The organism is Bacillus paramycoides, assembly GCF_001884235.1.
Taxonomy (GTDB): Bacteria; Bacillota; Bacilli; order Bacillales; family Bacillaceae_G; genus Bacillus_A; species Bacillus_A paramycoides.
Map to the genome: position 1 here is coordinate 16,858 of NZ_MAOI01000084.1, position 12,789 is coordinate 29,646.

14 protein-coding genes and 1 tRNA gene are annotated in these 12,789 nt (G+C 36.4%); 14 read left to right on the plus strand and 1 reads right to left on the minus strand.

The genetic code is table 11. From position 1 onward, the window contains the following. The first annotated feature begins 57 nt into the window (after nucleotides 1-57). A complete protein-coding gene (gene soj, locus BAU28_RS19135; RefSeq protein ID WP_002174509.1) occupies nucleotides 58-819 on the plus strand; it encodes a sporulation initiation inhibitor protein Soj in 762 nt (253 codons plus the stop codon). After that, nucleotides 812-1,663, plus strand: coding sequence for a stage 0 sporulation protein Spo0J (gene spo0J, locus BAU28_RS19140; RefSeq protein WP_025146939.1), 852 nt, complete (start codon nucleotides 812-814; stop codon nucleotides 1,661-1,663). Before soj ends, spo0J begins: the two co-directional genes overlap by 8 nt. Before the next feature lie 20 nt (nucleotides 1,664-1,683). On the opposite strand, the gene yyaC is transcribed toward spo0J, so the two are convergent. Continuing rightward, nucleotides 1,684-2,280 (minus strand): spore protease YyaC, encoded by a 597-nt coding sequence (yyaC, locus tag BAU28_RS19145; protein WP_025146940.1) that lies wholly within the window; start codon nucleotides 2,278-2,280, stop codon nucleotides 1,684-1,686. 259 nt (nucleotides 2,281-2,539) lie between these two features. On the opposite strand from yyaC, the gene BAU28_RS19150 reads away from it, so the two are divergent. The 12 genes from BAU28_RS19150 (at nucleotide 2,540) to BAU28_RS19205 (ending at nucleotide 12,784) form a co-directional block, all read left to right on the plus strand. Next, a complete protein-coding gene (locus BAU28_RS19150) occupies nucleotides 2,540-3,397 on the plus strand; it encodes a mechanosensitive ion channel family protein (protein WP_071719592.1) in 858 nt (285 codons plus the stop codon). A 20-nt stretch (nucleotides 3,398-3,417) separates the two neighbouring features. Continuing rightward, nucleotides 3,418-3,615 (plus strand): DUF951 domain-containing protein, encoded by a 198-nt coding sequence (locus BAU28_RS19155; RefSeq protein ID WP_000436051.1) that lies wholly within the window; start codon nucleotides 3,418-3,420, stop codon nucleotides 3,613-3,615. A gap of 115 nt (nucleotides 3,616-3,730) precedes the next feature. Next, a complete protein-coding gene (gene ychF / locus BAU28_RS19160) occupies nucleotides 3,731-4,831 on the plus strand; it encodes a redox-regulated ATPase YchF (protein WP_000524664.1) in 1,101 nt (366 codons plus the stop codon). Between the two features lie 192 nt (nucleotides 4,832-5,023). Continuing rightward, nucleotides 5,024-5,314, plus strand: a complete 291-nt coding sequence (gene rpsF, locus BAU28_RS19165) for a 30S ribosomal protein S6 (RefSeq protein ID WP_001233781.1) — start codon at nucleotides 5,024-5,026, stop codon at nucleotides 5,312-5,314. A 26-nt stretch (nucleotides 5,315-5,340) separates the two neighbouring features. Next, nucleotides 5,341-5,862, plus strand: coding sequence for a single-stranded DNA-binding protein (gene ssb / locus BAU28_RS19170; protein WP_002174505.1), 522 nt, complete (start codon nucleotides 5,341-5,343; stop codon nucleotides 5,860-5,862). A gap of 46 nt (nucleotides 5,863-5,908) precedes the next feature. Then, nucleotides 5,909-6,142, plus strand: coding sequence for a 30S ribosomal protein S18 (gene rpsR, locus BAU28_RS19175; RefSeq protein ID WP_000918874.1), 234 nt, complete (start codon nucleotides 5,909-5,911; stop codon nucleotides 6,140-6,142). Between the two features lie 80 nt (nucleotides 6,143-6,222). Further along, complete coding sequence (locus BAU28_RS19180; RefSeq protein WP_071719595.1) at nucleotides 6,223-7,155, plus strand: YybS family protein; 933 nt, start codon at nucleotides 6,223-6,225, stop codon at nucleotides 7,153-7,155. A 101-nt stretch (nucleotides 7,156-7,256) separates the two neighbouring features. Next, nucleotides 7,257-9,230, plus strand: a complete 1,974-nt coding sequence (locus BAU28_RS19185; protein WP_071719593.1) for a DHH family phosphoesterase — start codon at nucleotides 7,257-7,259, stop codon at nucleotides 9,228-9,230. Continuing rightward, complete coding sequence (rplI, locus tag BAU28_RS19190) at nucleotides 9,227-9,673, plus strand: 50S ribosomal protein L9 (protein ID WP_002174502.1); 447 nt, start codon at nucleotides 9,227-9,229, stop codon at nucleotides 9,671-9,673. Before BAU28_RS19185 ends, rplI begins: the two co-directional genes overlap by 4 nt. Before the next feature lie 27 nt (nucleotides 9,674-9,700). Beyond that, the gene (gene dnaB / locus BAU28_RS19195; RefSeq protein WP_071719594.1) at nucleotides 9,701-11,062 is read left to right on the plus strand and encodes a replicative DNA helicase; all 1,362 of its coding nucleotides are present in this window, start codon (nucleotides 9,701-9,703) and stop codon (nucleotides 11,060-11,062) included. Between the two features lie 215 nt (nucleotides 11,063-11,277). Further along, entirely contained in the window at nucleotides 11,278-12,567 is a 1,290-nt protein-coding gene (locus BAU28_RS19200) for an adenylosuccinate synthase (RefSeq protein ID WP_025146944.1), read from the plus strand. A gap of 141 nt (nucleotides 12,568-12,708) precedes the next feature. Further along, nucleotides 12,709-12,784, plus strand: a tRNA-Lys gene (locus BAU28_RS19205). Nucleotides 12,785-12,789 lie beyond the last annotated feature (5 nt).

A 12,789-nucleotide genomic window follows, 5' to 3' on the forward strand; every position in this document is an offset into this window, starting at 1 on the left:
TACAATAAACGTAATTGTTTCTAGAATAAGAAAGAAAGGTTGAAAGTAGGTGACATCATGGGAAAAATCATTGCTATTGCTAATCAAAAAGGCGGTGTTGGAAAAACAACAACATCCGTTAATTTAGGAGCCGGATTGGCACAAGTAGGAAAAAAAGTCCTTCTTGTAGATATTGATGCTCAAGGAAACGCAACGACTGGTGTAGGAATTGAAAAATCTGAATTAGATCAATGTATCTATAATGTTCTTGTGGAAGATGCAGATGTTCAAGGTGTTATACGGAAAACCGCAACTGAAAACTTGGATGTTCTACCCGCTACAATTCAATTGGCTGGTGCCGAAATTGAATTGGTACCAACCATTTCCCGGGAAGTACGCTTGCAGAGAGCATTACAGCCAATTCGTGACGAATATGATTATATTATTATTGACTGCCCCCCATCATTAGGATTACTAACGATTAATGCGTTAACAGCAGCAGATTCTGTTATTATTCCTGTACAGTGTGAATATTACGCGCTGGAAGGGTTAAGTCAGCTATTAAATACAGTTCGACTTGTACAGAAGCATTTAAACAAAAATTTAGCAATTCAAGGTGTATTGCTAACGATGTTGGATGCTCGTACAAATTTAGGAATTCAAGTTATAGATGAAGTGAAAAAATACTTTAGGGATAAAGTGTATCGTTCAATTATTCCTCGCAATGTTCGCTTAAGTGAGGCACCAAGTCATGGAAAACCAATTATGCAGTATGACGCTAAATCAAGAGGGGCAGAAGTATATATAGATTTAGCAGAGGAAGTGATTGCAGGTGGCTAAGGGGTTAGGAAGAGGAATCAATGTGTTTTTTCCTGATTTAGATGTGAAAGAAGAAGAAACAATTCAGGAGATTGTAGTAACTGAATTAAGGCCGAATCCATATCAACCACGTAAACACTTCAATAAAGAAGCGATTCAGGAATTAGCGGCTTCTATTAAAGAACACGGCATATTGCAACCTTTAATTGCTCGAAAGAGTATTAAAGGATATGAAATTGTTGCAGGTGAAAGAAGATATCGTGCTGCTAAAGAGGCTGGACTTGAAAAAGTACCTGCTGTTGTAAGGCAATTAAATGAGCAGCAAATGATGGAATTTGCTTTGCTTGAAAACTTACAAAGAGAAGATTTAAATCCTATGGAAGAGGCAATGGCATATCAGATGTTAATGAATGAGCTAAATGTAACGCAAGAACAATTAGCCAAACGTCTTGGTAAAAGCAGGCCTTACATCGCCAATTATACCCGGTTATTAAGCCTCCCTTCATTCGTTCAAGATATGATTGCAAACGGTCAGCTTTCAATGGCTCATGGAAGAACTTTACTTACGATAAAAGATGAGGAACAGTTGAAAGCTCTATTAAAACGAATCGAAAAAGAAGGATTGAACGTTCGCCAATTAGAACAAATTGTCCAGGAGATTAATCAACGCGTTTCACGTGAAACAATACAAGTGAAAAAAGAAAGAAATATATTTTTTGTAGAACGCGAAACATTTTTAAGAGAAAAGTTTGGTACAGATGTGAAGATTAAAGAAACGAAAAAAGAAAAAGGTAAAATCGAAATTGAATTTTTCAATAAAGAAGATTTAAATCGCATTTTAGAGCTACTATCAAAGGAAAATTAAAAAGCAAACCATCTTATTACTTATAGATGGTTTGCTTTTTTTAATGCAGATAATTTTTGGTCAGTTTCTTTTATGCTTTGTGCAATTACATCAGCCATTTTCATAACTAAACTTAGTCTTGTATTTTGAAGTACGAAAAATTCCATGAAACCATTTAAATTTACGATGCCATGTATATGCAAATCACCAATGGCAGGTAATTTCTTATTCATCGCTGCTCCAGGTTTACTAGGACCCTTTCCGGTAGTGATCGAACCGATACTTTGAGATTTTCCTAAACATGCATCAACAGCGATAATAAAAGAAGTCGGATTATCTTTCTGTATATTCTGAATTCTCTCTTCTAAATTTAGCGCATGCATTGGTTCATCTAGTGTGCCGAACACTTGGAAGTTTTTGATTTCTACTTGTTCCAGTTTAGTACCAACTAATGGACCAAGTGCATCACCAGTGGAACGGTCTGTTCCGATACAAACGAGAATGAGTGGCATATTAGTCTTAATGGGAATATGAGAAAGTAAGAAATTACTGATTACCTCAGAGGCTTCTAAGTCCTGATGCATAACATTTTGAGTTTCTTTTTCAAAAAAAGGTAAGCGAAAACTTCTAATATTCATGAAGCACCCATCCTTTTAATAAATTTTCACAATATGTTATATAGTAAGTGAAATGGAAAATTATAAGTGCATGCTTTTTACAAACTGTGAATGAAAATGGAAATAATAGTACTAGTATATATATTTTTGTTCCATTTTATACCTAGATGTAAGCGGACAGATGTAATTAAAATCATAATTTTTTTCAGAAATAAGTAAGACTTCTGATACAATAATAAGGATAACTAAAAAGAAATTTTTGCTGGAGAGGTAGAGGAGTATGGATTTAGCAATAAAATGGTTCGAGTCCGTAGATTGGACGAATATAGGAGTGAAATCACTTAAAATAATCGTTATTTTAATACTTGGTGCAATCGTTGTTCGTATTGCAAGGGCAATTGTACGAAATGCATTTCGTATGGGAAGTCGTTCGCCGATTCAAATTTCAGAACGTCGTACAGTTACGGTAGCGAAGTTGCTTGAAAATATTGTGGCATATGTTGTTATGTTCATTATGTTAATTGCAATTTTAGGTGTGTTTGATATTAATGCGTCAGGTCTATTAGCCGGTGCTGGGGTAATTGGTTTAGCGGTCGGTTTTGGTGCACAGAGTTTAGTTAAAGATGTTATTACAGGATTATTTATTTTGTTAGAGGATCAATTTTCAGTAGGTGATTATGTAAGAATAGGCCAATTTGAAGGAACAGTTTTGGAAATAGGACTACGTACAACGAAGATGAAAAGCTGGACAGGTGAAATTCATATTTTGCCAAATGGCAGTATTGTACAAGTAACGAACTTTTCTGTTAGTAATAGTGTAGCGTTTGTTGATGTATCTATTTCTTATGAAGGTGATATAGTACGAGCAGAGCAAGTTATTGAAGATTTATTAGTGGAATTACCAGAAAAATATGAGAAGATGGTAACAACACCTCAATTGTTAGGTGTTCAAACATTGGCAGCATCTGAAGTTGTGTTACGTGTTATTGCTGAAGTAGAGCCGATGCAGCATGCAAGTATTGCGAGGGCTCTTCGCAAAGAGATTAAAAATCGCCTTGATTTACATGGGATTGAAATTCCATACCCACGTATGGTTTTATATAGTCGTGAAGAATTAGTTAGTGAAAAAGCGAATTAGTAGTAGGAGGGGTTTGGAGAATGGAGCAAAAGCAATATAACTTGTACGATGTTGTGGAAATGAAGAAAGCCCATCCATGTGGTGAAAATCGCTGGAAGATTATTCGTATGGGAATGGATATCCGCATTAAGTGCGAGGGATGTGACCATTCGGTAATGATTCCTCGAAGAGAGTTTGACCGTAAGGTGAAAAAAATACTTGTGAAGCATGAAGAATAGTGAAAAAGCAACAGCTGCAGTAGACAGCCGTTGCTTTTTTTCATTTGGTGGAAACTTGTCATTTTTTTCGTTACTATCTATAATGATGAAAGATTGAGACATAGGAGTGAAAAATATGGGATTAACGGCTGGGATTGTTGGATTACCTAACGTAGGAAAGTCCACTTTATTTAATGCAATTACACAAGCAGGAGCAGAATCTGCGAACTATCCATTCTGTACAATTGATCCAAACGTAGGGATTGTAGAAGTACCAGATGAGCGTTTAAATAAATTAACGGAATTAGTAGAACCGAAAAAAACTGTTCCGACTGTATTCGAATTTACTGATATTGCAGGTATCGTAAAAGGTGCGAGTAAAGGTGAAGGATTAGGAAATAAATTCTTGTCTCACATTCGTCAAGTAGATGCAATTTGCCAAGTTGTTCGTTGTTTTGAAGATGAAAATATTACGCACGTTTCAGGAAAAGTAGATCCAATTGACGATATTGAAACAATCAACTTAGAGTTAATCTTAGCGGATTTAGAATCTGTTGATAAACGTATCGAACGAGTTGCGAAGTTAGCAAGACAAAAAGATAAAGAAGCTGTATATGAGCATGAAATTTTAGTTCGTTTAAAAGAAGCTTTTGAAGAGGGAAAACCAGCTCGTACTGTTGAATTTACAGAAGAGCAAATGAAGATTGTTAAAGGCCTTCATTTGCTTACAACGAAAGAAATGCTATACGTAGCAAACGTAAGTGAAGATGATATTATGGATCCTTCTGAAAATAAATATGTACAAATGGTAAAAGAATTTGCAGCAAATGAAAATTCACAAGTAATTGTTGTATGTGCAAAAATTGAATCAGAAATTGCTGAGTTAGATGAGGAAGAGAAAAAAGTATTCCTTGAAGAACTAGGCATTGAAGAATCTGGTTTAGATCAATTAATTCGTGCTGCATATGACTTATTAGGACTTGCTACTTACTTCACAGCTGGTGTGCAAGAAGTACGTGCATGGACGTTTAAACAAGGTATGAAAGCACCACAATGTGCTGGTGTTATTCATACGGACTTTGAGCGTGGATTTATTCGTGCAGAAACAGTTTCTTATGATGATTTAATGACAAACGGTTCTATGACAGCTGCAAAAGAAGCTGGTAAAGTACGTCTAGAAGGAAAAGAGTATATCGTAAAAGACGGAGATGTTATGCACTTCCGCTTTAACGTGTAATAAAGATATTTCCTAGGAAAAATAAAGATATGAACTTGGCAAATATATTATATGTTTGCCAAGTTTTTATTTAGCGGTTAGTTGATTCATCTAACTTACTATGATATAATCTAAACTCGTGAGTAATTACTATATAATTAATTGCTCCTTGCCCATTATGGGCCGTTTAGACCAAAAGGAGGTGAAAGTGTAATGAGAAAGTACGAAATTATGTACATCATTCGTCCTGGCGTTGAAGAAGAAGCTCAAAAAGCTTTAGTTGAACGTTTTGCAGGTGTTTTAACAAACAATGGTGCAGAAATCATTAACACAAAAGAGTGGGGTAAGCGTCGTTTAGCTTACGAAATCAACGACTTACGTGAAGGTTTCTACATGATCTTAAACGTGAACTCTAACGCAGAAGCGATTAACGAATTCGACCGTTTAGCTAAGATCAACGAAGACATCCTTCGTCATATCGTTGTTAAAGAAGAAGAAAAATAATTGATATATAAGGGAGAGTGGTTCGATTGATGAATCGTGTTATCCTCGTTGGTCGTTTAACTAAGGACCCTGACTTACGTTACACGCCCAATGGTGTTGCAGTAGCTACTTTTACGTTAGCTGTGAATCGCGCATTTGCGAATCAACAAGGTGAGCGTGAAGCTGACTTTATTAATTGTGTAATATGGCGTAAACAAGCAGAAAACGTGGCAAATTATTTGAAAAAAGGTAGCTTAGCAGGCGTAGATGGACGTCTTCAAACTCGTAATTACGATGGACAAGACGGTAAACGTGTATACGTAACAGAAGTTCTTGCGGAGAGCGTACAATTTTTAGAGCCGCGTAATGGCGGTGGGGAGCAACGTGGTTCATTTAATCAGCAACCATCAGGAGCTGGTTTCGGTAACCAAGGCTCTAACCCATTTGGTCAATCTAGTAATCCGGGCAACTCAGGTAACACTGGTAACTCTGGATTTACAAAGAATGACGATCCATTTTCAAATGTAGGTCAACCGATCGACATTTCCGACGACGATTTACCATTCTAAATGGTATAAATCTGTTAGTTTTAACAAAGAATGGAGGGGAATAGACATGGCAGGACGCAAAGGTGGACGTGCGAAACGTCGTAAGGTGTGTTTCTTCACATCTAACGGCATCACTCGCATCGATTATAAAGATGTTGATTTATTAAAACGTTTCGTTTCTGAGCGTGGTAAAATTTTACCTCGTCGTGTAACAGGAACAAGCGCAAAATACCAACGCAAACTTACAGTTGCAATTAAACGTGCTCGTCAAATGGCACTTTTACCATATGTTGGTGAATAATAGCGTATGAAATGCACAGTAGAGTCGGACTCTACTGTGCATTTTGCTATGCTTTTCTTTTTTGAAAGAGAGGTTAGATGATGAAAAGTACGAGATTTATTACTGAGGGTGCAGCATTGTTAGCGATATATGCAATTTTGTTGCTTATATCTATGTATGTTCCGATTTTAGGTGCAGTTGTGACGTTTGCGCTGCCGTTACCATTTATATTATTAACAGTAAGGCATAAACTATCTAATGTACTCGTGATTTTTGTAGCGGCACTTTTTATTACAGTTGTTGTAAGTCAACCGATTAGTCTTATCAAGACGGTCATGTTTGGATTAATAGGTGTTGTATTAGGATACATGTATAAAAAAGGAAAAAAACCAGTGGAGATATTGATAGCTGGAACACTTGCATATTTAATTGGTATTATGCTCATTTATGTTGGAAGTATAAAATTTTTCAACATAGATTTAATGAAGCAAATGCAAAATATGTTTAATGAAAGTATGGCGCAAAGTGAAAAGATAGTAAGTGCTGCTGGTATGCCGATTAGTAAAGAACAAAAAGAGTTATTCGGACAATTTAATGATATGTTACAAACGCTATTTCCAAGTTTACTTGTAATGGTTTCATTATGTTTCTCGTGGATTACAGTTATGATATCAGGTAGTGTTTTGAGGAAATTAAAGTATGATATTACAGCTTGGCCTAAGTTTAAAGATATACAATTACCAAAGAGTATTATTTGGTATTACGTTATATTTATTTTGCTATCAACTTTCATGAAAGTTGAACCAACATCATATTTACATATGGTATTTTCTAACCTATATGTAATCTTTGCTATGCTACTCGTATTCCAAGGATTAACATTTATCGCCTTTGTAGCGCATAGAAAAGGTTTTACGAAAGGGGTTCCTATTATTAGTTTTATTGTATGTATGTTTATTCCAATGCTGTTTCCTCTCGTGACAATCTTAGGTATAATTGATTTAGGGATTTCATTGCGTTCTAAAATGGAATGAAAAATGGAGGATAAAATAGTATTATTTATACTGTTTTAAGGTGTTTAATCTGTTTAACTAACTAGAAGTTGAGTTAGTTTTACTTTATAGGAGTTGTATACATGCCTGAATTTTATAAGAAACAGTGGTTTTTATATCCTGTTTACGTATTGGCATTTTTTGTGTTTGTGCTAATTTTGATTCTCTGTTATTTTCATTTAATTGTGGGAATGTCCGCCTTTTTTATTTTTTGTATCGTTCTTTTTTTAGTTGTACGATTTGAACTTACCTTTCAAAGGAACTTTGAAAAACATACGACAGATATGATTACAAGGGTAAAAAAAGTAAGCAATGAAGCATTCAACCAAATGCCTATTGGTATTTTGTTATACAATAAGGATTATGGGATTGATTGGGCAAATCCTTATTTATCTTCATGTTTAGGGCAACATGCACTAGCTGGGTGGCATCTGTACGATGTATCAGAAACATTACTCCTTTTTATTAAGGGAGAGACTTCCGATGATATAGTATCTTTAAACAATCGAAAGTTTCGTGTGTTTGTAAGAAAAGAAGAAAAACTAATTTATTTTTTTGATGTAACTGAGCAAACAGAAATTGAAAAGATGTATGAGGATCAGCGTACTGTTTTAGCGGTTATTTATTTAGATAACTATGATGAGGTTACACAAGGGTTAGATGATCAATTACGCACGAATATAACAAGTCTTGTGACATCACGCCTAAATGAATGGGCTGTTAAGTATGGTGCGTATTTAAAACGTGCATCTTCAGAAAGATTCTTCGTTGTACTAAATGAAAGTATTTTGGCGCAAATGGAGAAAGGGAAATTTAGTATTTTGGATCAGGTGCGTGAAGAAACGTCAAAAAGGAATATACCACTTACATTAAGCGTTGGTGTTGGATCGGGTGATTTACCTTTATCGGAGCTTGGAGCGATGGCCCAATCTGGCTTAGACCTTGCGCTGGGCCGGGGTGGAGATCAAGTAGCTATTAAACAAGCAACGGGTAAAGTTAAATTTTACGGTGGTAAGACGAATCCGGTCGAAAAGCGTACTCGTGTACGTGCTAGAGTCATTTCGCACGCATTAAAGGATTTAGTATTAGAAAGTAGCAATGTCATTATAATGGGGCATAGGGCTCCTGATATGGATGCAATTGGTGCTGCAATTGGTATTTTAAAGGTAGCTCAATTAAATGAGCGCAAAGGATATATTGTATTGGACGAAAATGATTCCGATAAGGGAATCAAGCGATTAATGGATAAGGTGAAACAAAATGAAGAGTTATGGTCTCATTTTATTTCACCAGGGCAAGCGATGGAATTTGCGAATGATGATTCATTGCTTGTTGTTGTTGATACGCATAAGCCTTCAATGATGATGGAAGAAAAACTGCTACATAAAATTGAAAATGTAGTTGTTATTGATCACCATCGCCGGGGAGAAGAGTTTATTGAAGATCCATTACTTGTTTACATGGAACCATACGCTTCTTCAACGGCAGAACTTGTTACTGAATTACTTGAGTATCAGCCGAAAAATTTAAAAATGACAATGTTAGAAGCAACGGCATTGTTAGCGGGTATTATTGTTGATACGAAAAGTTTTACATTCCGTACTGGTGCTCGTACATTTGATGCGGCTTCTTATTTACGTTCGCACGGTGCAGACACGGTACTTGTACAAGAACTGTTAAAAGAAGATATGGGCCAGTATTTACGAGTTGCAAAAGCTATAAAAAATGCGTACATTTATAAAAATGGAATTGCGATTGCTAAAGTTGACGGTGATGAATATTATCACCAAGTACTTATTGCACAATCAGCAGACACGTTATTGACAATGACGGGTATTATTGCATCGTTTGTTATTGCGAAGCGTGGAGAAAATTTCATTGGAATTAGCGGTAGATCTTTAGGTGAAGTGAATGTACAGTTAATTATGGAGAATTTAGGCGGTGGCGGGCATTTAACGAATGCGGCCACACAGATGAAAAATGTTACGGTAGATGAAGCTGAGGAGAAGCTTCGATTTGTTATTGATGACTATTTACAGGGAGGCACACAATCATGAAAGTAATTTTTCTAAAAGACGTAAAAGGTAAAGGGAAAAAAGGAGAAGTAAAAAACGTACCAGATGGTTATGCAAATAACTTCTTACTAAAACAAGGGTTAGCTGCCGAAGCGACAAACAGCAGTATGAAAACTTTAGAAGCTCAAAAGCGTAAAGAGGAAAAAGACGCAGCAGCAGAGGTTGAGAATGCAAAAGAGTTGAAAGAAACTTTAGAGAAATTAACTGTAGAATTAAAGGCGAAATCTGGAGAAGGTGGCCGTTTATTTGGTTCTATTACAAGCAAACAAATCGTAGATGCAATGCAAAAATCACATAAAATTAAACTTGATAAACGTAAATTTGAAATGGACGATGCAATCCGTGCATTAGGCTATACAAATGTAACAGTGAAATTGCATCCGCAAGTAACAGCAACAGTAAAAGTTCATGTTATTGAACAATAAAAATAAATTAAGCAAGGAGGATTGCGTATGAGTGATGTACTTGCTGATCGTACCCCTCCGCATAATATAGAGGCTGAGCAGGCGGTTTTAGGGGCCATATTAATTGATCAAGATGCGTTAACGTCAGCATCAGAGCTATTGGTACCTGATTCATTCTATCGAACGAAACATCAAAAGATTTTTGAAGTTATGCTTGGATTGTCTGATAAGGGAGAACCGATTGACTTAGTAATGATGACATCAGCGATGGCTGATCAAGGATTACTAGAAGAGGTTGGTGGAGTTTCTTACTTAGCAGAGTTGGCAGAAGTTGTTCCAACTGCCGCTAACGTAGAATATTACGCACGCATCATTGCTGAAAAGGCGCTTTTACGTCGTTTAATTCGAACAGCGACTCATATTGTATCGGATGGATACGAGAGAGAAGATGACGTGGACGGCCTTTTAAATGAGGCTGAGAAAAAAATATTAGAAGTATCTCATCAAACGAACGCAAAAGCATTCCAAAATATTAAAGATGTTCTTGTAGATGCTTATGATAAAATTGAACTTTTGCATAATCAAAAAGGTGAAGTTACCGGGATACCAACTGGGTTTACCGAATTAGATAAGATGACAGCTGGTTTCCAACGAAATGATTTAATCATCGTGGCAGCACGTCCATCAGTAGGGAAAACGGCATTTTCATTAAATATCGCACAAAATGTAGCGACGAAAACTGATGAAAATGTAGCGATTTTTAGTTTGGAGATGGGTGCGGATCAGCTTGTTATGCGTATGCTTTGTGCGGAAGGAAATATTGATGCACAAAGACTTCGTACCGGTTCATTAACTTCTGATGATTGGGCGAAATTAACGATGGCAATGGGGAGTCTTTCAAATGCTGGTATATATATTGATGATACGCCAGGGATTAAAGTAAATGAGATTCGAGCAAAATGTCGTAGATTAAAGCAAGAACAAGGTCTTGGTATGATTTTGATTGATTACCTGCAGCTTATTCAAGGAAGTGGGAAATCAGGAGAAAACCGTCAGCAGGAAGTATCTGAGATTTCTCGTACACTAAAAGGGATTGCACGTGAATTGCAAGTACCTGTTATTGCCTTGTCGCAGTTGTCTCGTGGTGTAGAATCTCGTCAAGATAAACGCCCGATGATGTCTGATATTCGTGAATCAGGAAGTATCGAGCAGGATGCTGATATTGTAGCCTTCCTATATCGTGAAGATTACTATGATCGAGAAACGGAAAATAAAAATACCATTGAAATCATTATTGCAAAGCAACGTAACGGTCCAGTAGGCTCGGTAGAGCTTGCATTCGTTAAAGAGTTTAATAAGTTCGTTAACTTAGAACGTCGCTTTGATGATGGACATGCGCCGCCCGCATAAAGGCAGTATAAAAAAGAAACACATTTCTTATAATAAGATGTGTTTCTTTTTTTTTATATGAAAGATAGGGCTTTCATAAGATGAATATGTAATTCTTACGAACGAAAACGTTTTTCGATAAAAAAATGTTCGCTTTTTGGTTGACTTCTCTTTCTGTTTTGGTACAATTATATTGTTTGAAAAGTTCGTTTGAAAATTGCGGAGGTGCTTTAATAATGTCTTCAGTAGTAGTTGTAGGAACACAATGGGGCGATGAAGGAAAAGGTAAAATTACTGACTTTCTTTCTGAGCATGCGGAAGTAGTTGCAAGATATCAAGGTGGAAATAACGCAGGACACACAATTGTTTTCGGCGGAGTTAAATATAAATTACACTTAATTCCATCTGGTATTTTCTATAAAGAGAAAATTTGTGTAATCGGAAACGGCTTAGTAGTAGATCCAAAAGCATTACTTGAAGAATTAAAATACTTACACGATCGTGGTGTAAGTACTGACAATTTACGTGTTAGTAATCGTGCGCACGTTATTTTACCTTATCACCTAAAACAAGATGAGTTAGAAGAAGCAAGTAAAGGTGATAATAAGATCGGTACAACGAAAAAAGGTATCGGTCCTGCATATATGGATAAAGCTGCTCGTATTGGTATCCGTATGGCTGATCTTTTAGACCGTGAAGCATTTAAAGAGAAGCTTGAGCGCAATTTAGTAGAGAAAAATCGTTTATTTGAAAAAATGTACGATACAGAAGGTTTCAGTGTAGAAGAAATCTTTGAAGAGTACTTCGAATATGGACAACAAATCGCACAATATGTATGCGATACATCTGTTGTATTAAATGATGCACTAGATAACAATCACCGTGTATTATTTGAAGGTGCACAAGGTGTTATGCTTGATATTGACCACGGTACGTACCCATTCGTTACATCTTCTAACCCAATTGCTGGTGGTGTAACAGTTGGAACTGGAGTTGGTCCTGCGAAAGTTACGCGCGTTGTAGGTGTATGTAAAGCATATACAAGCCGTGTAGGTGATGGTCCGTTCCCTACTGAGCTTCATGATGAAATTGGTCATCAAATTCGTGAAGTTGGTCGTGAGTATGGAACAACAACTGGTCGTCCACGCCGCGTAGGTTGGTTCGATAGCGTTGTTGTAAGACATGCACGTCGTGTTAGTGGTTTAACAGATCTATCATTAAATTCTATCGACGTTCTAACAGGTATTCCAACTCTTAAAATTTGTGTTGCTTACAAATACAATGGCGAAGTTATCGATGAAGTTCCAGCAAACTTAAACATTTTAGCGAAATGTGAGCCTGTATACGAAGAGCTTCCAGGTTGGACAGAAGATATTACTGGTGTAAGATCATTAGACGAGCTTCCTGAAAATGCACGAAAATACGTAGAGCGTGTTTCTGAGTTAACAGGAATTCAATTATCTATGTTCTCAGTTGGACCGGATCGTAACCAAACAAATATCGTTCGTAACGTATACGAAGCTTAATTGATATTTTTTAGAAAAAACTCATGCCTGCATGAGTTTTTTCTTATCTTTTATAAAAAAATAAAAAAAGGTATTGCAAAAATAAAAGATAATATGTTATGATACATCTTGTCGTCACGAAAATATGACGTTGGTGAGTATGAGCCATTAGCTCAGTTGGTAGAGCATCTGACTTTTAATCAGAGGGTCGAAGGTTCGAATCCTTCATGGCTCACCATTTTC